The 23,259-nt window shown below is 64.9% G+C and carries 24 protein-coding genes; 9 read left to right on the top strand and 15 right to left on the bottom strand.

All coding sequences use genetic code 11. From position 1 onward, the window contains the following. Window positions 1–16: 16 nt before the first annotated feature. The 8 genes from NX784_RS19935 to NX784_RS19900 all read left to right on the top strand — a co-directional run bounded on the left by NX784_RS19935 (window position 17) and on the right by NX784_RS19900 (window position 8,336). Window positions 17–892: a glucosamine kinase nucleotide-binding domain-containing protein gene (locus NX784_RS19935; protein ID WP_258818438.1), complete on the top strand. Its 876-nt coding sequence runs from the start codon at window positions 17–19 to the stop codon at window positions 890–892. Between the two features lie 11 nt (window positions 893–903). After that, on the top strand, window positions 904–2,013 hold the full coding sequence (gene nagA, locus NX784_RS19930; protein WP_370662953.1) for an N-acetylglucosamine-6-phosphate deacetylase: 1,110 nt from the start codon (window positions 904–906) through the stop codon (window positions 2,011–2,013). Continuing rightward, window positions 2,006–3,016 (top strand): SIS domain-containing protein, encoded by a 1,011-nt coding sequence (locus NX784_RS19925; RefSeq protein ID WP_258818501.1) that lies wholly within the window; start codon window positions 2,006–2,008, stop codon window positions 3,014–3,016. The genes nagA and NX784_RS19925 overlap by 8 nt, the downstream gene beginning before the upstream one ends. A gap of 16 nt (window positions 3,017–3,032) precedes the next feature. Beyond that, the gene (locus tag NX784_RS19920) at window positions 3,033–4,517 is read left to right on the top strand and encodes a glycoside hydrolase family 3 protein (protein WP_258818436.1); all 1,485 of its coding nucleotides are present in this window, start codon (window positions 3,033–3,035) and stop codon (window positions 4,515–4,517) included. A 162-nt stretch (window positions 4,518–4,679) separates the two neighbouring features. Then, window positions 4,680–5,978 carry a tol-pal system YbgF family protein gene (locus tag NX784_RS19915; RefSeq protein WP_258818435.1) on the top strand — a complete coding sequence of 433 codons (1,299 nt, stop codon included), beginning with the start codon at window positions 4,680–4,682 and terminating at the stop codon, window positions 5,976–5,978. A 143-nt stretch (window positions 5,979–6,121) separates the two neighbouring features. After that, complete coding sequence (locus tag NX784_RS19910; RefSeq protein ID WP_258818434.1) at window positions 6,122–7,189, top strand: flavodoxin family protein; 1,068 nt, start codon at window positions 6,122–6,124, stop codon at window positions 7,187–7,189. Between the two features lie 121 nt (window positions 7,190–7,310). After that, a complete protein-coding gene (locus NX784_RS19905) occupies window positions 7,311–8,051 on the top strand; it encodes a GntR family transcriptional regulator (protein WP_258818433.1) in 741 nt (246 codons plus the stop codon). A gap of 24 nt (window positions 8,052–8,075) precedes the next feature. Next, window positions 8,076–8,336 (top strand): hypothetical protein, encoded by a 261-nt coding sequence (locus tag NX784_RS19900; protein ID WP_370662952.1) that lies wholly within the window; start codon window positions 8,076–8,078, stop codon window positions 8,334–8,336. A 51-nt stretch (window positions 8,337–8,387) separates the two neighbouring features. Here NX784_RS19900 and NX784_RS19895 read toward each other — a convergent pair whose 3' ends face one another. From NX784_RS19895 to rpsP, 13 genes are all read right to left on the bottom strand, one after another. Further along, complete coding sequence (locus NX784_RS19895; protein ID WP_258818432.1) at window positions 8,388–9,170, bottom strand: SDR family oxidoreductase; 783 nt, start codon at window positions 9,168–9,170, stop codon at window positions 8,388–8,390. A 150-nt stretch (window positions 9,171–9,320) separates the two neighbouring features. After that, on the bottom strand, window positions 9,321–12,053 hold the full coding sequence (locus NX784_RS19890; protein ID WP_258818431.1) for a M16 family metallopeptidase: 2,733 nt from the start codon (window positions 12,051–12,053) through the stop codon (window positions 9,321–9,323). A gap of 213 nt (window positions 12,054–12,266) precedes the next feature. Then, window positions 12,267–12,731, bottom strand: a complete 465-nt coding sequence (locus NX784_RS19885; protein WP_258818430.1) for a hypothetical protein — start codon at window positions 12,729–12,731, stop codon at window positions 12,267–12,269. 80 nt (window positions 12,732–12,811) lie between these two features. Next, entirely contained in the window at window positions 12,812–13,297 is a 486-nt protein-coding gene (locus tag NX784_RS19880; RefSeq protein ID WP_258818429.1) for a DUF2199 domain-containing protein, read from the bottom strand. Window positions 13,298–13,736: 439 nt separating this feature from the next. After that, the gene (locus NX784_RS19875; RefSeq protein ID WP_258818428.1) at window positions 13,737–14,375 is read right to left on the bottom strand and encodes an energy transducer TonB; all 639 of its coding nucleotides are present in this window, start codon (window positions 14,373–14,375) and stop codon (window positions 13,737–13,739) included. A gap of 438 nt (window positions 14,376–14,813) precedes the next feature. Beyond that, window positions 14,814–15,263: a CBS domain-containing protein gene (locus NX784_RS19870; protein ID WP_258818427.1), complete on the bottom strand. Its 450-nt coding sequence runs from the start codon at window positions 15,261–15,263 to the stop codon at window positions 14,814–14,816. Window positions 15,264–15,342: 79 nt separating this feature from the next. Next, a complete protein-coding gene (locus NX784_RS19865; protein WP_258818426.1) occupies window positions 15,343–15,684 on the bottom strand; it encodes a DUF3579 domain-containing protein in 342 nt (113 codons plus the stop codon). A 111-nt stretch (window positions 15,685–15,795) separates the two neighbouring features. Further along, on the bottom strand, window positions 15,796–16,755 hold the full coding sequence (locus NX784_RS19860) for a CobD/CbiB family protein (RefSeq protein WP_258818425.1): 960 nt from the start codon (window positions 16,753–16,755) through the stop codon (window positions 15,796–15,798). A gap of 77 nt (window positions 16,756–16,832) precedes the next feature. Then, window positions 16,833–17,498: a CoA pyrophosphatase gene (locus NX784_RS19855; RefSeq protein WP_258818424.1), complete on the bottom strand. Its 666-nt coding sequence runs from the start codon at window positions 17,496–17,498 to the stop codon at window positions 16,833–16,835. Window positions 17,499–17,557: 59 nt separating this feature from the next. After that, the gene (gene rplS / locus NX784_RS19850) at window positions 17,558–17,935 is read right to left on the bottom strand and encodes a 50S ribosomal protein L19 (protein ID WP_258818423.1); all 378 of its coding nucleotides are present in this window, start codon (window positions 17,933–17,935) and stop codon (window positions 17,558–17,560) included. Window positions 17,936–18,025: 90 nt separating this feature from the next. After that, entirely contained in the window at window positions 18,026–18,781 is a 756-nt protein-coding gene (trmD, locus tag NX784_RS19845; protein ID WP_258818422.1) for a tRNA (guanosine(37)-N1)-methyltransferase TrmD, read from the bottom strand. A gap of 26 nt (window positions 18,782–18,807) precedes the next feature. Further along, window positions 18,808–19,371 carry a ribosome maturation factor RimM gene (rimM, locus tag NX784_RS19840; RefSeq protein WP_258818421.1) on the bottom strand — a complete coding sequence of 188 codons (564 nt, stop codon included), beginning with the start codon at window positions 19,369–19,371 and terminating at the stop codon, window positions 18,808–18,810. A 17-nt stretch (window positions 19,372–19,388) separates the two neighbouring features. Beyond that, window positions 19,389–19,637 carry a 30S ribosomal protein S16 gene (gene rpsP / locus NX784_RS19835; RefSeq protein ID WP_056440640.1) on the bottom strand — a complete coding sequence of 83 codons (249 nt, stop codon included), beginning with the start codon at window positions 19,635–19,637 and terminating at the stop codon, window positions 19,389–19,391. A gap of 289 nt (window positions 19,638–19,926) precedes the next feature. Here rpsP and NX784_RS19830 point away from each other — a divergent pair, with 289 nt between their 5' ends. Next, window positions 19,927–20,340 carry a TM2 domain-containing protein gene (locus NX784_RS19830; RefSeq protein WP_258818420.1) on the top strand — a complete coding sequence of 138 codons (414 nt, stop codon included), beginning with the start codon at window positions 19,927–19,929 and terminating at the stop codon, window positions 20,338–20,340. 62 nt (window positions 20,341–20,402) lie between these two features. Here the strand turns inward: NX784_RS19830 and NX784_RS19825 are convergent, their stop codons facing one another. Together NX784_RS19825 and NX784_RS19820 are read right to left on the bottom strand one after the other, a co-directional pair. Further along, window positions 20,403–22,193: an acyl-CoA dehydrogenase gene (locus NX784_RS19825; protein ID WP_258818419.1), complete on the bottom strand. Its 1,791-nt coding sequence runs from the start codon at window positions 22,191–22,193 to the stop codon at window positions 20,403–20,405. Window positions 22,194–22,322: 129 nt separating this feature from the next. After that, the gene (locus tag NX784_RS19820; RefSeq protein ID WP_258818418.1) at window positions 22,323–23,255 is read right to left on the bottom strand and encodes an electron transfer flavoprotein subunit alpha/FixB family protein; all 933 of its coding nucleotides are present in this window, start codon (window positions 23,253–23,255) and stop codon (window positions 22,323–22,325) included. Window positions 23,256–23,259 lie beyond the last annotated feature (4 nt).

Below are 23,259 nucleotides of genomic sequence, written 5' to 3'. Positions count from 1 at the left end.
CGGCACAGCACTCAATATGATCGACTATCTCATCGGCGTCGACGGCGGCGGCACCGGCACCCGCGTGCGCATCGCCCGCCGCGCGCCTGGCGGCGCCGTCGAACTGGCGCAAGGCGCCGGCGGCCCTTCCGGCCTGGGCCTCGGCATCGCCCGCGCCTGGGTTGCCGTCCAAGACGCCGTCGCGCAAGCGTTCGCCGCGGCCGGCATCGAACGACCTTCCCTCGACCGCATCGCGATCGGCCTGGGCCTCGCCGGCGTACACAATCGCCAGTGGGCCAAAGAATTCGAAGATGCCGACCCTGGCTATGCCGCGCTGCGGCTCGAAACGGACGCGTTCACGACCTTGATGGGCGCACACGGCGGCCGCCCCGGCGCCATCGTCGCCATCGGCACGGGCAGCGTGGGCGAAGTGTTGCAGACCGACGGCACGCGGCGCGAAGTCGGCGGCTGGGGCTTCCCCGCCGGCGACGAAGCGAGCGGCGGCTGGATCGGCCTCGCGGCCATCAACCACATCGAGCAGGTACTGGACGGACGGCGCGCACACAGCGCGTTCGCGGCCGACGTCATCGACGCATGCGGCGGCCACCGCGCCGCCATCCAGGTCTGGCTCGGCCAGGCCACGCAGACGGCATATGCCACGCTCGCGCCGCTCGTACTGAAGCATGCGGATGACCCGGCCGCGCGCGCCATCCTGACGAAAGCAGGCGAGGAAGCGGCCGCCATCGCGCGCGCGCTCGACCCGGACGGCAGTCTCCCGCTGGCGCTGTGCGGCGGCCTTGGTGCCGCGCTGCGCGACTGGCTCCCGGCCGCGCTCGCGGCCCGTGCCCGCGCGCCCGAAGGCGATTCGGCACGCGGCGCGCTGAACATGATCGAGCTGCACGTCGCGGCATGAAAGGATTCACTATGCAAGGCAATATCCTGACACCGGACGGCTGGATCCGCGGGCGGCTCGTCATCGACGATGGCGGCGCGACGATCGCCGCCATCGAAGGCGACGCGGCCCATCCGTCATCGAACACGGACGACTACATCCTGCCCGGCTTCATCGACCTGCACGTGCACGGCGGCGCCGGACGCGACATGATGGAAGGCGGCGACGCGCCGCACGTGATCGCCCGGCTGCACGCGCGGCACGGCACGACGAGCCTCCTCGCCACGACGATGACGGCACCGCTCGACGACATCGACCGGGCCCTCACCGCCATCGGCACGGCGTGCGAACAGCGCGGCAAGGGCGAGGCGCGCATCCTTGGCGTGCACCTGGAAGGCCCGTACATCAATTCGGGCAAACTCGGTGCGCAGCCGCCGTTCGCGCGCGAAGCGACGATGGAAGAAGTCGAGCGTTTCCACGCGCAGGCACCGATGCGCCTCATCACCGTGGCACCCGAGGTCGACGGGCACCTCGCGCTCGTGCGCCAGATGACGGACGCCGGCATCCGCGTGCAGATCGGCCACACGAACGGCAGCTATGACGACGGCGTGCGTGCGCTGGAACAAGGCGCGGCCGGCTTCACGCACCTGTTCAATGCGATGCCGGGCCTGCACCACCGCGATCCCGGCATGGTGGGCGCCGCGCTCGCGCATGCGCAGTACGCGGAGATCATCCCGGACCTGTTGCACGTGCACCCGGGCGCGATCCGCACGGCGCTGCGCTGCATTCCGAACCTGTACTGCGTGACGGATTCGACGGCCGCCGCCGGCATGCCGGACGGCCAGTACATGCTGGGCCGCCAGGTCGTCCACAAATGCATGGGCGGCGTGCGCCTCGCGGACGGCACGCTGGCCGGCAGCACCTTGACGATGGACCAGGCGCTGCGCAACCTCGTCTCGATCGGCCTCGATCTGGCCGATGCCGCGCGGCGCGTGTCGACGAACGCGGCCGACTACCTGGGCGAAACGCGCCGCGGCCGCCTGGCGCCGGCCTGCTTCGCCGACGTCGTCGTGCTGGGGCGCGACCTCAAACTGAAAGCCGTTTATATCGAAGGAGAAGCGTGTGACCTCGCTGATGCTTGAAGAAGCCGTGTCCGCGGCCGACTGCGTCGCCCTGCAGCTGGCCAACGACGCCGACCGCTACGCGGCACTGGGCCACCGCCTGCGCAGCACATCCTTCCACAACGCGGTGACGGTGGCGCGCGGCAGTTCGGACCACGCGTCGAGCTACCTCGCCTACCTGATCATGGCGCGCATGGGCCGCCTCGTGACGTCGCTGCCGATGTCGCTCGTCACGTTGTACAAGGCGCCGCTGCAGGCCGCCGGCCTGCTTGCCGTATCGATCTCGCAGTCGGGCCAGAGCCCGGACGTCGTCGAACCGATCCGCTATTTCCGCGCGGGCGGCGCGACGACGGTGGCGCTCGTGAACGACATCGATTCGCCGCTGGCCCACGAGGCGGAATGGGCGCTGCCGCTGCGTGCCGGGAAGGAGCAGAGCGTCGCCGCGACGAAGAGCTTCATCGCGAGCCTGACCGCGGGGGCGCGCCTCGTCGCGGAGTGGCAGCAGGACGACGAATTGAAGGCGGGCCTCGCCGCCCTGCCCGACGCGCTGCGCCGTGCCGTGCAGACTGACTGGTCGGCCGCGCTCGAGGTGCTGACCCCGGCGCGCAACATCATGGTCGTGGGCCGCGGCATCAGCTTCCCCATCGCGCTGGAAGCGGCGCTGAAATTCAAGGAGACGTCCGCGCTGCAGGCCGAGGCGTTTTCCGGCGCCGAGATCAAGCACGGCCCGATGGCCTTGATCGACGAAGGCTATCCGCTCTTGATCTTCGCCACGCGCGGCCCCGCGCAGGCGGGCCTCGTCGCGCTGGCCGACGAGATGCGCGGCCGCGGCGCGCGCGTGCTGCTGGCCGCGCCGGCCGACGTGCCGTCGCGCGACCTTGACCTGCCCGTCGCGGGCTGCCCGGACCTCGACCCGATCGTCGCGATCGCCGCGTTCTACGTGATGGCGGCGCACCTGTCGGAAGCGCGCGGACTCGATCCGGACAAGCCGCGCCACCTGAACAAAGTCACGAAGACACACTGACCGCACTGACACGCTGATGCACACGAACGACTTACGCCAACTGGCCGGCCGGCTGATGATGATCCGGCTGTTCGGCACGGAACTCGATACGGCCACCGCCGATTTCATCCGCGCCAACCGCATCCGCGGCGCGTGCCTGTTCCGCCAGAACATGACGGACGCGGCGCAACTGACGCGTTTTACCGGCGACCTGAAAGACGCGATGGGCGCCGAAGCGCTGATCGCGCTCGACCAGGAAGGTGGCGCCGTCGTGCGCGCGCTGTGGGTGCCGCCGCCGCCGTCCGCGATGGCGCTGGGCGCCGCGGGCGATGCGAACCTCGCGCGCGACGTGGGCGCCGCGGTCGCGCGCGCGATCCGCGCGCTGGGCTTCAATTGGAACTTCGCGCCCGTGCTGGACCTGAACAACAATCCGCAAAACCCCGTCATCGCCGAGCGCTCGTTCGGCGCCGATCCGGAGCAAGCGACCAAGCTGGCGCTCGCATGGATGGCCGGCAGCGAGAGCGAAGGCGTGGCGTGCTGCGTGAAGCACTTCCCCGGCCATGGCGACACGCACGTCGACTCGCACCGCGACCTGCCCACCGTGGACAAACCCTTGCCGGACCTTACGCGCTTCGAATTCGCGCCGTTCCGCGCGGCGGCGCCGCATGCGCCCGCCGTGATGACGGCGCACATCGTGTATCCGGCGCTCGACGGGGACAATCCGGCCACGATGTCGCGCGCGATCCTGCACGACCTCTTGCGCACGCAGTGGGGTTATGAAGGCGTGATCATCACGGACGGCATGGACATGCACGCGATCGCACACCGCTACCGCGCGGGCGACGCGGCCGTGAACGCGCTGGTCGCGGGCGCCGACATGGTCATGGCCATCGGCAACCGCGAGACGCAGGAGGAGACGGTCGATGCGATCGCCGCCGCCATCGCGGACGGCCGCTTGCCGCTGGCCGGCGTCCATGCCCGCCTCGAACGCCTCGACCGGCTCGCACGAGCACATCCGGCCGGTGCGGTGCCGTACACCACCGATGCCGCCGACCGCGCGCTGATGGCGCAGGCGTGGCGCCGGGCGCTGACGGCGCGCGGCACTCTGGAACGTCCCGCGCCGGGTGCCAAGGTGCGCCTCGTCGCGCGCCAGGACGTCGTCAGCGACGGCGTGTCGGAAGCCGGAGTGCCGGCCGGCGCCATCGCCGCGATGCTCGGGCAGTTGTTCGACGTCGACCTCGTGACGTTCGCCGACGCGGAAACGTTCGACTGGGGCACACTGCCCGACGATGGGCGCTTCACGATCCTCGCGTCGACCTCGCGCCGCCGCTACGGCCCGCACGCCCGCGCGACGTGGACCCCGGACCTGCACCTCGCGCTGTGGAACCCGTACCAGGCCCTCGACTTCGCGGCACCCGCGCTGCTGACGTACGGCTTCGCGCCGCCCGCGCTGGATGCCGTGCGTGCATGGCTGACCGGCGACATCGCGGCGACGGGCCACTGCCCCGTGCCGGGCTTTTAGCGATGGCGGGTAACGACATGTAACGCCGCATACGGACACCGCACGGCTGGGGCACAATTGTCACGTCCGTCAACAGTTTGTGGGACAATGCACGCTTTGTCCGACATCGGCATCCGGCACCGTCGCCATATGTATTTCACGTCATTAAGAGAGGATTTTTCAATGTCCCAATTCCGTTTCGCCCGCCTTGCCATGATGCTGGCCGCCCTTGGCCTGAACGCGGCACCGGCCCTGATGCACAGCGCGTCGGCGCAGGACAAGAATGCACCGGCCGCCGCGCCGAAGCCCGACTCGGTCCGTCCCGAGCTGTACAAGCTGCTCGACCCGGCCCAGATCAAGCCGCTGATGGATGCAAAGAATTACGCGGAAGTGCAGAACCGCGTCACGCAGGCCGAAGCTTTCCCGGACAAGACGCCGTACGAAACCTATGTGCTGAACCGCATGAAGTTGTCGCTGGGCTCGACGACGGGCAACGACCAGATGGCAATGAGCGCGCTGGAAGCGATCCTCGCGTCGGGCAAGCTGCCGGAAGCGGACAAGCCCAACTTCACGCAAGCGCTGGCCACGATGTACTACAACGCCAAGAACTATCCGAAGGCGATCGAGCTGTACAAGCAGATCCAGGCCAGCGGCAAAGCATCCGACCAGGTCAACTCGGCACTGATCCGTTCCTACTACCTGAGCGGCGACTACGCGTCCGCACTGAAGGCCCAGGAGCCCGTGCTGCAGGCCGCGGAACAGGCCGGCAAGACGCCGTCGCAGGAAGACCTGCGCCTGTACGCATCGGCCGCGAACAAGGTCAAGGATGACGCCGCCTACCTGCGCGGCCTGGAGCAATTGGCCGCGTACTACCCGAACGACGATTTCTGGACCGACCTGATCAGCCGCGGCATCGTGCGCAGGCCGGGCTTCCAGGACGCCAGCATCCCCGACGTGCTGCGCCTGCAATTCGCCGCCGTCAAGCAGATGTCGTCCGACTCATACACGGAACTGGCCGAGCTGGCCATGAAAGACGGCTTCCCGACCGAAGCGAAGAGAGTCGTCGACGCTGGCTTCGCGGCCGGCGTGCTGGGCACGGGCAGCGGCGCCGCCAAGGACCGCCAGCTGCGCGACCGCGCCACGAAGGAAGCGGCAAGCGACGCCAAGAACATCGCCGCGGGCGAAGCGGGTGCCGCCAAGGCCAAGACCGGCGCCGGCCTCGTCAACCTGGGCTGGGCATACGTCACGATGGACCAGTACGACAAGGGCATCGGCTTTATCCAACAGGGTATCGCGAAGGGCAGCCTGAAGTCACCGGACGAAGCGAAGCTGCGCCTGGGCATGGCTTACGCCAAGGCTGGCCAGAAGGACAAGGCCATCCAGACGTTCCAGGAAGTGAAGGCGGGCGGCGGCCTGTCGGACACGGCCAAGTACTGGATCCTGCTGCTGAACCACCCGACGGGCGCCACGGCAGCCAAGTAATCCCATACCGCCGGATCTTCCCGGCCCAAAGGCGGCGCGCACCGACGGTTCGCGCCGCTTTTTTTCGTCTATGTTAATTGCCGTACGGGCAGCGCCGAGTCCGCGGCCGATAATCGCCGCAACTCTTCCAGAAAGGGCCGGCCATGACGACCGTACGCAAGGGACAGGCTCCCGCGAAACTGAACCGAGACGAATTCCACCTCGTGTTCACGCGCGACTTCTACGACCCCGCCTACCGGGCCGTCGCGCGGGAACTGGCGGCCGTCGAGGAAGTCGCGTGGCAGGCCTACGTCGATTCGCACAAGGCGCCCGTCACCGTGAAGGCGGGCCCCGGTTTCGCCGATCCGGACTACGACCTGTCCGTCGAATGGAAAGAGACGCACGACCGCCTGCTGGCCGCCGAGGCACATCAGAAGGACCCGGCCACGCGCAGCCGCGTGCTCGTGATCAATGGCGCGGCCCGCAACGACGGCAGCTGCCCCGGCGAAATCTCGAAGACATGGCGCCTCGCCAAGCTGTGCGAAGCCGTGCTGGCGGCCGAGGGCATCGAGACGGACCTGCTCGACCTGTCGCTCATCATCTCCGACTACGATCGCCACATCCACCCGTGCAAGGCCTGCGTGTCGACGGCGATGCCGCTGTGCCACTGGCCGTGCAGCTGCTACCCGAACCATTCGCTGAACCAGGAAAACGACTGGATGAACGAGATCTACGAGCGCTGGGTGGCCGCGCACGGGATCATCATCGTGACGCCCGTCTACTGGTACCAGTCACCGTCGATACTGAAACTGATGATCGACCGGCTCGTGTGCGCGGACGGCGGCAATCCCGATCCGACGTCCACGCACGGCAAGAAGGCGGAGGAAGCGAAGGCGCTGGAAGAACACTGGCATTATCCGAAGCACCTGGCCGGCCGCATCTACGGCGTCGTCGTACACGGCGACGTGGCAGGTATCGAATCGACGCGGCGCTCGCTGTCCGACTGGCTCGACTGGATGGGTCTCATCGACGCGGGCCCCGTCGCCCAGCTCGACCGCTACGTCGGCTATTACGAGTCGTATGCGGACAGCCACGACACGCTGGACAAGGACACGGCGTTCCAGGAGGAGGTGCGCAACGTCGCGCGCGCCGTGTCGGCCGCCGTCGCGGCCGTGCGCGCAGGCAAGCTGGTGCAGCCGGATCGCAAGGTCGTCAATCCGCGGCCGAAATGAGCGGGCCAGTCCGGCGCGGAAGGACCGCCTTCACCAGCGGTCTTTAGTTGGCGCTTTTTTGGCGCTTTTTTGGCGCGGTTTTGGTACTATCGCGGCATCGTTCGCCCCACATACCCACCGCATGTCCGACCTCGCGCAGTTGATGCAGCAACTCTCCGCCACGAGCAATCTGCCGCTGTACCAGCAATTGCAGCGCGCCCTGCGCGATGCGATCGAACGCGGCATCTACGGGCCGGCGGAGGCTCTGCCGGCCGAGCGCCAGCTGGCGGCGGAACTGGACATCTCGCGCATCACCGTGCGCAAGGCCATCGACGGCCTCGTCGAGGAAGGCCTGCTCGTGCGTCGCGCCGGCTCCGGCAACTTCATCAACACGCGCATCGAAAAGAACTTTGCCAAGCTGACGTCGTTCTCGGAAGACATGCGCTCGCGCGGACGCACCCCGCGCAGCGTGTGGCTCAAACGGTCGGAAGGCCAGGTGACGCCGGAAGAAGCGCTGCGCCTCGGCCTGTCGCCGGGCGCCGCCGTCTACCGCTTCAACCGCATCCGCTACGCCGACGACATGCCGATGTGCCTGGAATACGCGACCATCGCCGCGTCCGCCCTGCCCTCGCTGGACGCGGTGGACGTGTCGATGTACGAAGCGCTGGAAGCGAACGGCAAGCGGCCCGTGCGCGCGCTGCAGCGCCTGTCCGCACTGTTGCTGAACGCCGAGCAGGCGAAGCTGTTGCAATCGAAGGAAGGCGACGCGGGCCTGTGTGTGGAACGGCTGGGCTTCCTGCCGGACGGCCAGGCCGTGGAATTCTGCCGCTCGTACTTCCGCGGCGACATGTACGACTTCGTGGCCGAGCTGAGTGCCGGCTGATTCACTTTTTAAAACAACAACACCATGACGAACCTGACCTACGAAGCCTACCTGGACGAAGTCGCCACCTTGCTGACCGAACTCTACGACCTCGACGACGCCACCGCCATCAAGCTCGTCGTCGACGCGCAGGCCGCCGAGTATTTTTCGCCGCACGACGACCATCCTGACATGCGCACGCTCACGCGCGCACGCGAGGATGCCGTGGCGCTGTACAAGGCGCGCCAGGCGCGCGTGGGTACGCAGGCGAAGCAGCAGCGGGCGACGAGCCGGAAGCGCAAATAAAGAACGACATGCCGGCGGCGCGGTCCAAAAAATCTCGCGTAGAACCCCGTCTCAGATCGCAGTCAAACCACCATCGATGGCAAGCTGGTGCCCCGTCACGAACGACGCCTGCTCCGAGCACAGCCACAACGCCGCGCTGGCAATCTCGGACGGATCGGCGATGCGCCCCATCGGGTGGGCCGACTTGAGCTTCTTGTCGCGCCCTGGCTCGCGCTCGAGCGCGCGCGCGAGCATCGGGGTCTTCACGGCGCCCGGGCAGATGCTGTTGATGCGGATGCCATCCTTCGCGTATTCGACGGCCGCGCTCTTCGTCAGGCCGACCACGGCGTGCTTCGAGGCGGAATAGATGGCGCGATGCGGCGCAGCCACGAGGCCGCCGGCATCGGCGATGTTGACGATCACGCCACCGCCTTCCTGCTTGAGCATCTGGCGCAGCTGGCTCTTCATGCACAGCCACACGCCCTTGACGTTGACGCCCATGATGCGGTCGAACTGGTCGTCCTCGCCCTCGGCCAGCGGCAGGTATTCCTCTTCGACTGCCGCACCGTTCACGGCGCAGTCGACGCGGCCGTAGTGACCGACCGCCTTCTCGATCAGCGCTTCGACATCTGCCGCGACCGTGACGTTGGCCTTCACGAACAGCGCCTTGCCGCCCGCCTCGACGATCAGCGCCGCCGTCATATGGCCGCCATCGACGGCCGTGTCGGCGATGACGACGCAGGCGCCCGCGCGCCCGAATGCGAGCGCCATCGCGCGGCCGATGCCGCTGGCGCCACCCGTTACCAGCACAACCTTGCCTGCATACGAGATGCCGCCCGGTGTCTGCTTGGTCATGCCCTTCATCATGCTTCCTTTACAATGGCTTTACGCAATCTTCGCTTCCTGCGAGAAATACTGCGTTGAAGCAACATGATAGCGCCCGTCTCGGGCATTGACCAAGTTTCTCAGCACGTCGACCGCTTCATGAACGGCCGAGTGTTGCAATCAGGGTGCAGCTTTGGCTTTCGCCTTGTCGCCGGCCATGACGACGGACATCTTCGCCGGGTCGACGGCCTTGCGGAACGCCGCGTTCAACTGAGGCAAGGTGACGGCCATCAAACGTTTTTCGAACTCGGCCGACCATTCGAACGTGCGGCCGCGGTACAGGTACGACGTCCAGCCCGCCGCCAGCGCGCCATCGTCCGCACGATTCTGGATCCGTTGTTGCATCAGACCCGACTTCGCGCCGGCGAGTTCCGCCGCCGTGAAGCCATCCTTGAGCGCGCGCATGAGTTCCGCCCGGACGGCCGCATCGACCTTCGCCAGGTTCTGCGGCGCCGCGATGGCATTGATCGCGAACATGCCCGCACGGTCGAGGTCACCGGCCGCCAGGTTCGAGCCGACGCCATACGACAAGCCGTCCTTCTGGCGCACGCGGTCCATCAGGCGCGAGCGCAGCCCGCCCCCGCCGAAGATGTAATCGGCCAGCATCAGGGCCGGATAGTCAGGATCCTCGACGTTCAGGTCGACGTTGATGCGCGCCGCGTAGTAGCCATTTTCCTTGTCCGCCGTGTTGAGGAATTCATGGATCGGCGCGATGTCGCCGTTCTTGCGCAGCACAGGGGCCACGTGCATCGGGGCTTTCCACTGGCCGAACAATTGATCGACGAGGGGTGCGATCGCCTGGGCGTCGAAATCGCCGACGATGGCCATCTCGGCCGGCACCGTGCCGTAATAGTCGCGGTGGAAGGCCTTGACCTGATCCACGGTGGCGGTCTTGAGGTCGGCCAAATCTTCGTCGAGGGTCGTTTCGTGGCGGACATCGCCCTTCGGATAGATGTCGAAATGCTCATTCAGCGCGCGCGACGCGACGCTGGTCGGCTCGCTGCGGCTCGACTCCAGGCCCACGATCGATTGCTGGCGCAGCTGTTCGAATTCGCTGGCCGGGAACGTGGCTTCGTGGAGGACGTGGGCGACGAGCTTCAGTGCTTCCGGCAAATTCTCGCGCGTCGTCTGGAAATGCGTGAGGCTGCCGGAAATCTTGAGCTTGTCGAACGCGTCCGCCAATTGCACGCGGTCGTATTTCGACGTGCCGCGCATCAGCATCGCGGCCGTCAGGCCGGGCAGCGCGCCCTTGCCGAACAAGTTCTGTTCGTCGCCGATGTGCTGGCGCAGGTCGACGGTGACGGTCTGGCCGCGGTTCTTTTTCGCCAGCAGCGCCAGCTTCACGCCGCCGGCCGTCGTCAACGTCGTGCGCTTCATGATGTTGGCCTGGCTCGGATCGAAATCCTCGGCCGTCAACGTGGACGCCTGCGGCTTGAAATCCTTCAGCACACTCTGCACGCTGGGCGCGGGCGGAACGACGGCGCGTTCCGGATGGTCGTCCGGAATGAATTCGCCCGTGACGCGATTATCGCGCTTGAAATAGCGGCCCGCCGCGGCGGCGACCTCGGCCGACGTGATCTTGTTAACGCGGTCGCGTCCGACGAAAAACAGGCGCCAGTCGCCGAGCGCGATCACTTCCGACAGCGCGAGGCCCACCTGTTGCGGATCGTTCAGGCTGCGCTCGAATTCGTTCAGGAAGCTGCGCTTCGTGCGCTCCATTTCTTCCGGCGTCGGCGGATGCTGGGCGAATTCCTCGACGGCCTTCGTCAGCGCGGCGCGCACGGGTTCGAGCGGCGCATCCTTCTTGACGACGGCGCCGACGTATTGCAGGCCCGGCGCATATCCCGTCTGGCCGTAGGCGAATACCTGGCTGGCCTGCCCCGACTCCACGAGCAGCTTGTGCAGGCGGCCCGTGGGCGCGTCACCGAGAATGGTTGAAGCGAAGCTCAACGCGTCGCTGTCGTCGTGCAGGCCGGACGGCACCTTGTAGCCGAGCTCGACGATCTGCACGTCGCCCTTGCGGCGCACGGTGAACGTGCGCTCGCCGTCCTGCGTGGGTTCGACGGTCCAGAACTCCGGCAACGTGCGCTTGGGTTTCGGAACGACGCCAAACAGCCGGTTGATCGACAACAGCGTCTTCGCGGGATCGAACTTGCCCGCGACGAGCAGCACGGCGTTATCCGGCTGGTAATACGTGCGATAAAAATTCTGCAGATTGGCGATGCGGACGTTTTCGATATCGCTTTTGTTGCCGATCGTCGCGCGGCCGTACGCGTGCCAGTCGTACGCGACGCTTTGCATGCGCTTGGACAGCACGGCGCCCGGCGAGTTCTCGCCGTTCTCGTACTCGTTGCGCACGACCGTCATTTCCGAATCGAGGTCCTTCTTTGCGATATTGGAATGCGTCATGCGGTCCGCTTCCATGGCCAGCGCCCACTGCAGATTGTCGTCGGATGCCTGGAACACTTCGTAGTAGTTCGTGCGGTCGAGCGACGTCGTGCCGTTGAACTGCATGCCGCGGTCCTGGAACTGGCGCGTGATGTCCGGATGCTTCGGGCTGCCCTTGAACATCATGTGTTCCAGCAGGTGGGCCATGCCCGTCTCGCCGTAGTTCTCGTGGCGCGAGCCGACGAGGTACGTGACGTTGACGGTGACGGTGGGACGCGACGAATCGGGGAACAGCAGCACCTTCAAGCCGTTCGGCAGGCGGTATTCCGTGATGCCTTCGACCGACGGCCCCTGCACGACGCCCTTGGGCAAGTCGAAGGCCTGGGCACCACCGGCCGCGATGAAGGTGAGGCCGCCAACGACCGCATAAGCGGCCACGCCGCGCTGGAAAAACGTCAAGCTCATGTCACTCCGTCCGTAAGGTCCACGTTATCGGGACGCGCCACGGCCGAGGGGCCTGGCGCGGCCGCGGGACATGGTAACAGACGGTGGCTTAGGCTAGGCTTACCTGATGGACATTTACATCGTCGACCGTCAACGCTGCAATGGCTTTCGCATCCTCGTCGTCAAGGACCACGTTCAGATCATCGTCATCGCTGGGCATGGTGACTCCTATGTTCAGGCACTCCGACCTGCTGCGGTACGTCTGCCTGACCCTCCTGACTCGGCACGCCAGGCAATGCCAACCGTCGACATCACGAATACTAGGAACAGGGCTTGTGCAGCAAACGAAGCAAGGTCGAAGCCGTATCGCATTCCAACCCAAGCATTGATCACGACATCGCACACGATGATGGCAGTCGCGAGACCCAGTCCGAGTATGGGCTTGGTCATCAATAAGATGACAGCGAGCGCGTCAACAAATGTCAGTGCAGTCCAGAAAACGCAGACAAACGCGGGCAACCCACCATAGTCCCAATCGAAACCATGCGCGGCGACTATCCTCGCATGATTGAAGGACGCGCCAGCAAGACAAATGGCATAGATAAAGCGTATCAAGAAAGATGAATTTCGCATGGCCTTCACAAGTCCTTCCTCATTTTCCAGACACGACTGGCAGCTTCTGAGTGGTTTGACGCCCACGACCGCTCTCGCCCCACCCCGACGATTCAACTCGGCACAGCAACCCCGGCTAATCGTTTCCGCCCCATTCGACCTGCAGGCTACGCAAACAGGGCAGCGTATTCAGATACCCGATGTTCGTCGATTCCGTGTGCCTGCTCGATGTAGAGCTGGTGTTGGCTCGGCAGAAGGAAAACATCTGGCCGGGTAGCCGGACCGGTCAAACGCATTTCCGCATGTAAGCCGAGCGAGCCACCGGCCGTCGGGATGTCATTAGCGATTCGCGCAGCGAAAGGCGGCTCGTGTACTTGGTCGTCCGAGTCCCACAGTTCGTAGACTCGCTCAAACGTCGCCTGAGTGACTTCAACCCATAACCCAATGCAGTATGGTGTGTCGCGAAACTCGACAGGCAGAGGCAGCAGCGCACGGATGAAAAACCGCTTCCGTTCGATGACACATAAATCGTTATCTTCTCGAACGAGGCGACCCCGTTCCTCTGCAGAGAGTCGCGCCACGTCATCAGGGCGACGAAAAGTCAATTCCATGTCTTTCAATGGATGCTCTTGACCGCATTTGGAACAAATCAAGGTAACGTCTCTTTCATGAGTTGATGAAGCAGCCCACAGCGGCCAAAGACCAGCGCTTGTTCAAGTATCCGCTCCTGGGCGAACCCGGTCACTTGGTTGCTGCTCCGCCTTACCTCGAGAACGCATGAGCGAAACGAGAATCCACGAGGTCAGTGTCAGGAGTGGCCAAGCCACCATGAACGCGCCGTGGGCCAGTCCCCAACTGTGAAAGACTGGCCAGTTCATGATCCCGAATAGCCACCCGAGTGGAAACATCAGGGCAAACCCAAGGACTATCGAAATTAGAAGAAGCATGATTGACCTCCATCGTCGAGCGGCCGTTCTTGGCCGAACCCGGCAGTGCGCGTGCAGCAGTCAGGACGTTTGACTATGTCACATCCGCATCGTTGCACGGCATTCTTACCGCAGCAAACGGGGGGGCATATCACTCTCGTGAAGATCAACGCATGAGCACACGCCCGAACATCGCATCGGTGCTCGGCTTAGGCACGACCTTCGGATCGAACACGAAGCGGCAGGACTGTACATAGGCCGCCAACTGGTCGGCTGTGGCGGTGTCCAGCGAACCGCCTTCCGATTTGACGCCATACGGTTGCCCGGCGGCGTCAACCAGGAAACGTATCTTCAGGCCGCGCTCGTCGCTCGATTGGTCATCGAAGAGCTTCAGGCCAGCAAAGGTTTGCGACGCTTGGCAGCTGTCCGTCACCAGCGCCGGATGCGCCTCATGCCGATCCAGGCTCCAAACGTATTGCAGCGGATAGGTCTTACCCTGAAACGCAGCAATTTGCTCGGGAGGAAACGCGCAGCTTGACGCGAACGCCACCGTTGCATCGTCGAGCAAGCGCCAGCCACTGGACTTAGTCACCGTCACGTCGACCATCCGCCCCTCGGGCGATATCGTGTAGCGCAGGGTGGTTTTGCCCTCGAGCTCGTAGCGTAGCGCTTCTTTCGGGTATTCGGGTTTCGCGCAGTACTGCGGGGCGACAGGAGGATACTTTTGCGCCGGCGCCGCGGCCGACGGCAACGAGGTGGCGGCGAGAATAAGGACGGAGGCGACGCTAGCGGGATAGTTCTTCATGGCCTAGCAATATGTGAGGACGGGCACATGATATCGCTTAAGCGCACAGGAAAATTCTCCAATTCTCACGTCGCCATCCATTGATTGACGACGGCAGACCTGCTGCCATGGCCCGTGTCGAATGCATCAGGAACAGCTCTTCATCATAAAGCGCCGTGTCATCGCTGTAACCTCGACTTACCAGAAAAGCAATGCGGGCCGTACACTGATCCTTACGAACGGCCGGGTTCGGCCAGCAGCAGACGATCGCGTTCGATTCTCCGGATACCTGTTCTACATCGAAAAGAGACAAGTCATGAGTTTGTCATTCCACATCGACTACGACGGCAGGTGCGAGGATGCGTTTAATTTTTATGCGGCACACCTCGGCGGTGAAATCGGCACGATGCTGAAAGTTGCAGATTCTCCTATCGCGGTCTCATTATCGGCGCTTCACAATCACTGCCGCGTACGCCGCTCGTGCTGCTGCTGATAGGGACTGATGCGCGCCAGATCTTCCATCTCCTCGGCCAGGAAGCCGAGCAGGTCGTCCGCGCTGACGATGCCGACGAGGCGCCCGCCCTCGCCCACGACGGGCACGCGGCGGATGCCGCGCAGGCGCATGCGTTCGATGATGACGTTGACGTCGTCGTGCTCGTCGGCCGTGAGCAGGTCGTCCGTCATGATGTCGCCGACCTGCAGCCCGTTCGGGTCGAGGCCGAGGGCGACGACGGACACGACGATATCCCGGTCCGTGACGATGCCCGCCGGCGTGCGCTGGCTGTCGGTATCGTCGACGACGACGATGTCGCCCACGTGGTGTTTGCGCATGAGGAAGGCCGCACCCTGCACGCTTTCGTCGCGCGCGCAGCAGATGGTGTCGACCGTACAGAGTTTTCCGACTTCCATGGCCAGCTCCAACGTCAGATGCTTACGCTATCCTTGGAGCATAGTCGCAGGTTAGCGACAAATCAAACCTGCGCGGCGATCAGGCTTTCTTTTCGTTGGCGGGCGGCACGAAGCAGGCTTCGACGACTTGCAGGTCGTTGTCCTTGGCGAAATTGCACACGAAGTGGTAAGCGAGCGGTTCGATACTTTTGAGGGCGTTGTTCACGACGACGGCCTTGACGCCGTTGACGACGGTCGGGTGCACGTAGGGGGAGAATTTCAGGTGGGCGTTCGGACCGCCGCTGCCCGCCGGCCGGAAGCACGACATGACGCCGCACAGACGCTCGGCCCAGTCACTCGGGCGGAATTGCCTGCCCTTACTTGTCACGCCGAGAATGAAGAATTCGTCGGCGCCTTTCCCGGTTTGCGGTGAGTCGGCCATAGTGCGGCTTCTGAAACAAAGGCGTGGATGAGAACAACCCGACTATTATATCTTATAGAAGACTTGCGGACGAGCCCTTCGTGCCAGCCCGTGCTGGCACGCCAAAGATCATCAGCCGAGCAGGACGGCGCCGGACAGCAGCAGCAGGAGCAGCATCCATAATAACAGCGCGCGCCAGACCAGGCCGACCGTGCTTTGCAGTGCGCGCACGTTCGGCTCGTCGCCGGGGAGCATGTCGTCCTCGCCGGCGGACAGGTCGACGATCGCCGCGTCCGCAGGCAGCACGCGCGGCGCCGTCTCGGCCGGCGTGCCCAGGCGCACGCCCATGGCGCCACCGCCCGCGGCGAGGATGATCCCTTTCGATTCGTCCACCCACCGGTTGGCGAAATTGCGCCAGGCATAGATCGCGTCCTCGAAATTGCCGACGACGGCGAACGCGATCGCCGTCAGGCGCACGGGAATCCAGTCGATCCAGTAGAACGCGCGGGCGGCGAACTGACCGAACGCTTCGTTGCGCATGTGGTCCGGCTCGTTCCACGCGCGCGCGAGGTATTCCGACACGCGGTACATGACGGCGCAGGCGGGCCCGAGGGGCATCAGGAACCAGAAGAACACGCCGAACACATTGCGGTGCGTCGTGATCAGGGATTTTTCGACGGCGATGCGGGCGATCTCGGTGGCGTCCATGCCGACCGTGTCCAGCTTCGTCCACTCGGCGAGCAAGGTACGGGCCGTCGCCTCGTCGCCCGCGTTGAGGGCGAACTGGATCGACGTGAAGTAATGGCTGTAGTGGCGGAAACCGAGCGTCAGGTAGACGATCAGCACGTTCCAGGCGAACTTGGCGAACACGAACTGGTAATGGTCCAGGACGCCATAGATCACGGCCGTCGGCAGCATCAGCGCGGCCATCATCAGGAACCAGCCCAGCCGGCCATGGCTCGCCTGGCCCGCATTGCACCAGCCCTCGATGCGCATGGCGAGGCGCTTGATCTCGGCGTAGATCTGGTTATCCGCGCGCAGCGGCTTCAGCTGTTCGATCAGCAGCGCGCACAGAATGGAGAAAAAAGTCATGCACGGTCCTTTGTCGTTGTTGCCTTACTTCATTGCCCGCTACGATAGCGCAGAGACCGGCGCGAGTCCATGCCCGATCAGGCGCGCAGCAGATGAAATAAGTTGCGAAGCATACCTGCCGTCGCGCCCCAGATGAAGAAGCGTTCGTACGGCATCGCGTAGAAGCTGCGCCGGCCGCCGCCGTCGGGCAGCTCGAACGACATGCGCTGGTGGTTCATGCCGTCCATCAGGAACCGCAACGGCACTTCGAAGATGTCGGCCACTTCGTTCGATTCGGCCGTGAGGTCGAACGGCGGCGCGACGAGGCCCACGACCGGGGTGACGACATAGGCTGACGCCGTGACGTGGTCGGGCAGCACGCCGATGATCTCGATGTGGCGGCGCGACAGGCCGATCTCCTCCTCCGTTTCGCGCAACGCGGTTTCGATCGGCGAGGAATCGAGCTCTTCGGCGCCGCCGCCGGGGAAGCTGACCTGGCCCGCGTGGTTGGTCAGGTGTTCGGTACGCTGGGTCAGCAGCACGGTCAGGCCGTCAGGCCGGCGCACGAGGGGGATCAGGACGGCCGCACGGCGCAGCACGGGAAAGCGCTGGCGCATGTCTTCCGGCAATTCCGGCTCCCACAGCGGCGGATGCGCAAGGCGCGCGCGCAGCCAGGCGGCATCCAGGCGGTCGGCCGGCACCGCCGGCTCGCCGGCGATCGCGTCGACGGGCAGGCGCTTGGGATCGATGTGCAGTTTTGCCAAGGCTCTCTCCAAAAGAAAAAGGCATCCGCCTGGATGCCTTTTCCCTATCGCAATTGCTATTACTTTGCAGCAGCAGCTTTGCGGGTCGGCAGTTTCTCTTTGATACGTGCCGATTTGCCCGAACGCTCGCGCAGGTAGTACAGCTTCGCACGACGCACGTCACCGCGACGCTTGACTTCGATCGAAGCGATCAGCGGCGAGTACAGCTGGAACGTACGCTCCACGCCTTCGCCCGACGAGATCTTGCGAACGATGAAGTTCGAGTTCAGGCCGCGGTTACGACGCGAGATGACGACGCCTTCGTATGCCTGGGCGCGCTTGCGGTTGCCTTCGACGACGTTGACGTTGACGACAACGGTGTCGCCCGGTGCGAAATCAGGGATGTTGCGGCCGAGGCGCGCAATCTCTTCTTGCTCGAGTTGCTGGATCAGATCCATTTGTAGACTCCTTATACCATCTTGCCGGCGCGTTCGATGCCCGGTAGAGGATGGGGTTAAACATGCGAATAGCCTTGCGGTTATTCGCCTTTATTCCGCAACCAAGGTTGCGAGAAACTGCTCGTCGGCCTTCGTCAGCAGACCGGCGCTGCGCGCCTTGTCCAGCAGATCGGGCCGTTTCTTCGCGGTCGCCTCCAGCATCCGCTGGCGGCGCCACTTCATGATCTCGGCGTGGTTGCCGCCCATCAGCACGGGCGGCACGGCCACGCCTTCATAGACTTCCGGACGCGTGTAATGCGGCGAATCCAGCAAGCCGTTGACAAAACTGTCTTCGACGGCGGACGCGTCATCGCCCAGCACACCGGGCAGATGCCGCACCACGGCATCCATCAGCGCCATCGCGGGCAACTCCCCGCCGGACAACACGAAATCGCCCAGCGAAATTTCCTCGTCGACAACACGGTCCAGCAGGCGCTGGTCGACCGCTTCGTAGCGTCCGCACAGCACGACGAGACCGGGCTCGTCCTTCAAGTCCATCACGCGCGCATGCGTCAGCGGCTTGCCTTGCGGCGACATGAACACGACTCTCGGCGCAGGCAGGCCCATCTCGACCTGGCGCTGCTTCGCCGCGTTGATCGTCGCCTCGAGGGGCTTGGCCAGCATCACCATGCCGGGGCCGCCGCCATACGGGCGATCGTCCACGGTGCGGTGGCGGTCGGTCGTGAAATCGCGCGGATTCCAGATCGACAGGTTCCACAAGCCCTGCTCGTGCGCGCGCCGGGTCACGCCCGACTGCGTCAATGCGGCAAACATTTCGGGAAACAAGCTCACGACGTCAAACTGCATCGAGACCTCGCTTCAGGCGGACGGGATCAATAATCCAGACCCCAGTCCAGGGTAATCAGTCTGGCTTGCAGGTCGACCGTCTTGACGTACTGGTCCACGAACGGCACGAGCCGCTCCGGCGCTTTCACGTCGGGAGCGGCGTTCGGATCGGGCACGGGCGTGATCCGCAGAATGGACTGCGCGCCATTGTGCATCATGTCGGTCACCTTGCCGAGCGCTTCGCCCTGCAGGTTCACCGTCTCCAACCCGATCAGGTCGGTCCAGTAATACTCGTCTTCCGGCAGCGCCGGAAAGTCCGCCCGCGACACCTGCACCGTGGCACCTTTCAGGGCCTCGGCGCCTTCGCGGTCGGTCACGTCGACCAGCGTGGCCGTCACGTCGCCGCTGTGGTACTTCGCGTTCCGCACCTCGACGGGACGCAGCGACGGCTTGTCGAGCCACCAGGTTTTGATGTTCAGCAGCGCATCCGCATCCATCGAATACGGTGCGACGCGAATGCCACCCCGGATCCCGTAGGCGCCGGTGATGTGGCCGACCTGGATCAGGTCGTCAGGCGCGGTCGCGCCCGGATGTGCTGCCGAATCAGTCAAACCTTTACAACCTCGAATTAAGCAGCAGCCTTTTGCGACGAGATCAGGCGAGCAACGGTCGGCGACAGTTGTGCGCCAACGCCTTGCCAGTACGACAGGCGGTCAGCGGTGATGTTCAGGCCGACTTCTTTGCCCGAAGCCATCGGGTTGTAGTAACCGATGCGCTCGATGAAACGGCCGTCGCGGCGATTGCGCGAGTCGGTTGCAACGATGTTGTAGAACGGGCGCTTCTTGGCACCACCACGAGCTAAACGAATAACGACCATAATATTTCCAAAAAATTGTGCTGGACGGAGAAAGCCGACGATTATAGCGCGCCCTACCTCGCATCAGCAAGCGTTTACATAAAAACCAAGAACGCGGGGCGCGCAGTCCCGGCCGAATCCAAGATTATCGCCGATTTCGGGCCACTCCGCCACTGTGCGGCCCCGTTCTCCCTGCGGAATTGCGCATTGCGACCGCGTACTTGCCCCCGTGGACACCCGGAGCGCGAAAGCGCGTGCCACATACCCCGTTTTGGACGATACTGATGGCTTTCCTTTCAACAAGAACGCGATGTCGCAGCACAAGAACAAGACTCTCGCCACCTCCCTCGCCTTCCTGCTCGGCGGCATCGGCGCGCACCGTTTCTACCTCAAGGGCAGCGTCGACCGCATCGGCCTGCTGCACGTCTGCAGCCTCCCCGTGGCCGGCCTCGTGTACGGGCTCGGGCACGCGCCGAATCCGTTCTGGGTGCTGCTCCCGATCATCGTATCGTGCGTCGCCGGCTTCATCGAGGCCCTGGTCATCGGGCTCACGCCGGACGAGAAGTGGGATGCCCGCTACAACGCCGGCTCGGGGCGCCAGTCTTCGTCGCACTGGTTCGTGATCCTGCTCGTCGTGCTCACGATGCTGGTCGGCGCGACGGTGCTCATCGCCACGATCTCACGCATGTTCGACCTGCTGTACACGGGCGGCGCCTACGGCTGATCCCGCCGCGCCATGAAAAAAGCGGCCCGCAGGCCGCTTTCAATGCATCGTATGGATCGCCGTCAGAACTGCTCGACGTCCAGCGCCAGCACGCCCGCGCTGCCGTCCACGATCGCGTGGCGCAGGCCATCCGCCTGCGACAGGATGTGGTCGGCGAAGAAGCGTGCCGTCGCGATCTTGGCGCGGTAGAACGCCGCGTCGCCATCGCCGGCAGCCAGCTTGTTGCGGGCCACGAGGGCCGCGCGCGCCATCTGCCAGCCGCCCAGCACGACACCGGCCAGCTTCAGGTACACGACGCTGCCCGCGAACACGGCGCGCGGGTCGGCTTTCGTGTTCGCCACGACGTAGTCGACGACCGCTTCCAGCGCCGCGCTGCCCGCCACCAGTTGCGTGCGGATCGCGGCGAGGTCGGCATCCTGCGCGTCCGCCAGCTGCGCCTCGGTCGCGCGGACTTGCGCCAGGATAGCCTTCGCCACGGCGCCGCCGTCGCGCACCGTCTTGCGGCCCACGAGGTCGTTCGCCTGGATCGCCGTCGTGCCTTCGTAGATGGTCAGGATCTTCGCGTCGCGATAGTGCTGCGCGGCGCCCGTCTCTTCGATGAAACCCATGCCGCCATGGACCTGCACGCCGTCGCGCGCGACGTTCTCGCTCATCTCCGTCGACCAGCCCTTGATCACCGGCACGAGGTATTCGTACAGTGCCAGGTTGGTCTTGCGCGTCGCCTCGTCCGGGTGGCTGTGTGCCAGGTCGGACAGGCCGGCACCGACGTACGCCAGCGCGCGTGCCGCCTCCGTCTGCGCACGCATCGACATCAGCATGCGGCGCACGTCCGGGTGGTTGATGATGGCGACGGGGCCGCTGGAACCTTCGACGGCGCGCGACTGCACGCGCTCCTTCGCGAACGCGACGGCCTGCTGGTAGGCGCGCTCGGCCAGGCCGATACCCTGCATGCCGACGCCGAAACGCGCGGCATTCATCATGATGAACATGTATTCGAGGCCGCGGTTCTCTTCGCCGACCAGCGTGCCGATCGCGCCGCCATGGTCGCCGAACTGCAGCACGGCGGTCGGGCTCGCCTTGATGCCCAGCTTGTGTTCGATGGAGACGCAGTGCACGTCGTTGCGCTCGCCCAGCGAGCCGTCGGCGTTCACGTGGAACTTCGGCACGATGAACAGCGAGATGCCCTTCACGCCCGCGGGCGCGTCCGGCGTGCGCGCGAGGACGAGGTGGATGATGTTCTCCGCCATGTCGTGCTCGCCATACGTGATGAAGATCTTGGTGCCGAAGACCTTGTACGTGCCGTCGCCCTGCGGCACGGCGCGCGTGCGCACGGCGGCGAGGTCGGAACCGGCTTGCGGCTCCGTCAGGTTCATCGTGCCCGTCCACTTGCCGGAGATCAGCGGCTCGATGAAGCGCGTCTTCTGTTCGTCTGTGCCGGCCGTCAGCAGCGCCTCGATGGCGCCGTCCGTCAGCAGGCCGACGAGCGCGAACGCGATGTTCGACGCATTCAGCATCTCGATGCACGGCGTGGCGACGAGCTTCGGCAAGCCCTGGCCGCCAAATTCGGCCGGGTGCTGCACGCCTTGCCAGCCGGCATCCGCGAAGCTCCTGAACGCTTCCTTGAAACCTTTCGACGTTGTGACTTGGCCGTCGTGCCAGTAGCTCGGCTCCTTGTCGCCCGGGTGGTTCAGCGGGGCGACGACTTCGCCGCAGAATTTCGCGTTCTCTTCCAGCACGGCCTCGACGGTGTCGGGGGTCGCGTCTTCGCAGCCGGGCAGCTGGTTGATCTCGGACAGATTGGCCAGTTCGTTCATCACGAACAGCATGTCTTTCAGGGGGGCGTTGTAGCTCACCGCGGTCTCCTAGTTTCTCTTTACGTAAACGTCAATCTCAAGTCGCAAAAAAGGCGGGAACCCACAGCCAGCAACGGCAAACGCCGGTTAAACGCTACAGACTCGGGTTCCCGCCTTCGCGGGAGTGGATCAGCCCAGTTCCTTGACCAGGGCAGGCACGACCTCGAACAGGTCGCCGACGATGCCGTAATCGGCCACCGAGAAGATCGGCGCTTCCGGATCCTTGTTGATGGCGACGATGGTCTTCGAATCCTTCATGCCGGCCAGGTGCTGGATCGCGCCCGAGATACCGACGGCGATGTACAGCTGCGGCGCGACGATCTTGCCCGTCTGGCCGACCTGCCAGTCGTTCGGCACGTAGCCGGCGTCGACGGCGGCGCGCGATGCGCCCATGGCGGCGCCCAGCTTGTCGGCCAACGGCTCCAGGATCTTGAAGTTGTCGCCCGAGCCCATGCCGCGGCCGCCAGAAACAACAACCTTGGCGCCGGTCAGTTCCGGACGGTCCGACTTGGCCACTTCGCGGCCCACGAAGCTCGACTTGCCGGAGTCGGCGACGGCGGCGACCGTCTCGACGGCGGCCGAACCACCTTCGGCGGCGGCCGCATCGAAGCCGGTGCCGCGCACGGTGATGACCTTCACCTTATCCGTCGACTGCACGGTGGCGATGGCGTTGCCGGCGTAGATCGGACGCTCGAACGTGTCGGGCGAATCGACCTTGGTGATTTCCGAGATCTGTGCGACGTCCAGCTTGGCGGCGACGCGCGGCAGCACGTTCTTGCCGAAGGCCGAAGCCGGCGCCAGGATGTGCGAGTAGTTACCGGCGACGGCAAGAATCTGCTCGGCGACGTTCTCGGCAAGGCCGTCGGCGAATTGCGCGGCGTCGGCGACCAGCACTTTCGACACACCGGCGACCTTGGCGGCCGCTTCCGCGACGGCGCCGCAACCGCTGCCGGCGACGAGGATGTGCACGTCACCGCCGCATTGCGCGGCCGCGGTGACGGTGTTCAGGGTGACAGCCTTCAGGTGGGCGTTGTCGTGTTCAGCAATGACGAGTGCGACCATGGAT

Source organism: Massilia pinisoli, from assembly GCF_024753285.1.
Taxonomy (GTDB): domain Bacteria; phylum Pseudomonadota; class Gammaproteobacteria; order Burkholderiales; family Burkholderiaceae_D; genus Telluria; species Telluria pinisoli.
This window is presented reverse-complemented; position numbering and strand designations above follow the sequence as displayed.

What these genes read in the sequence shown, in the direction of transcription:
- NX784_RS19935 (WP_258818438.1), top strand. Translation starts at nt 17, where the DNA reads ATGATCGACTATCTCATCGGCGTCGACGGCGGCGGCACCGGCACCCGC.
- nagA (WP_370662953.1), top strand. Translation starts at nt 904, where the DNA reads ATGCAAGGCAATATCCTGACACCGGACGGCTGGATCCGCGGGCGGCTC.
- NX784_RS19925 (WP_258818501.1), top strand. Translation starts at nt 2,006, where the DNA reads ATGCTTGAAGAAGCCGTGTCCGCGGCCGACTGCGTCGCCCTGCAGCTG.
- NX784_RS19920 (WP_258818436.1), top strand. Translation starts at nt 3,033, where the DNA reads ATGCACACGAACGACTTACGCCAACTGGCCGGCCGGCTGATGATGATC.
- NX784_RS19915 (WP_258818435.1), top strand. Translation starts at nt 4,680, where the DNA reads ATGTCCCAATTCCGTTTCGCCCGCCTTGCCATGATGCTGGCCGCCCTT.
- NX784_RS19910 (WP_258818434.1), top strand. Translation starts at nt 6,122, where the DNA reads ATGACGACCGTACGCAAGGGACAGGCTCCCGCGAAACTGAACCGAGAC.
- NX784_RS19905 (WP_258818433.1), top strand. Translation starts at nt 7,311, where the DNA reads ATGTCCGACCTCGCGCAGTTGATGCAGCAACTCTCCGCCACGAGCAAT.
- NX784_RS19900 (WP_370662952.1), top strand. Translation starts at nt 8,076, where the DNA reads ATGACGAACCTGACCTACGAAGCCTACCTGGACGAAGTCGCCACCTTG.
- NX784_RS19895 (WP_258818432.1), bottom strand. Translation starts at nt 9,170, where the DNA reads ATGACCAAGCAGACACCGGGCGGCATCTCGTATGCAGGCAAGGTTGTG.
- NX784_RS19890 (WP_258818431.1), bottom strand. Translation starts at nt 12,053, where the DNA reads ATGAGCTTGACGTTTTTCCAGCGCGGCGTGGCCGCTTATGCGGTCGTT.
- NX784_RS19875 (WP_258818428.1), bottom strand. Translation starts at nt 14,375, where the DNA reads ATGAAGAACTATCCCGCTAGCGTCGCCTCCGTCCTTATTCTCGCCGCC.
- NX784_RS19870 (WP_258818427.1), bottom strand. Translation starts at nt 15,263, where the DNA reads ATGGAAGTCGGAAAACTCTGTACGGTCGACACCATCTGCTGCGCGCGC.
- NX784_RS19865 (WP_258818426.1), bottom strand. Translation starts at nt 15,684, where the DNA reads ATGGCCGACTCACCGCAAACCGGGAAAGGCGCCGACGAATTCTTCATT.
- NX784_RS19860 (WP_258818425.1), bottom strand. Translation starts at nt 16,755, where the DNA reads ATGACTTTTTTCTCCATTCTGTGCGCGCTGCTGATCGAACAGCTGAAG.
- rplS (WP_258818423.1), bottom strand. Translation starts at nt 17,935, where the DNA reads ATGGATCTGATCCAGCAACTCGAGCAAGAAGAGATTGCGCGCCTCGGC.
- trmD (WP_258818422.1), bottom strand. Translation starts at nt 18,781, where the DNA reads ATGCAGTTTGACGTCGTGAGCTTGTTTCCCGAAATGTTTGCCGCATTG.
- rpsP (WP_056440640.1), bottom strand. Translation starts at nt 19,637, where the DNA reads ATGGTCGTTATTCGTTTAGCTCGTGGTGGTGCCAAGAAGCGCCCGTTC.
- NX784_RS19830 (WP_258818420.1), top strand. Translation starts at nt 19,927, where the DNA reads ATGTCGCAGCACAAGAACAAGACTCTCGCCACCTCCCTCGCCTTCCTG.
- NX784_RS19820 (WP_258818418.1), bottom strand. Translation starts at nt 23,255, where the DNA reads ATGGTCGCACTCGTCATTGCTGAACACGACAACGCCCACCTGAAGGCT.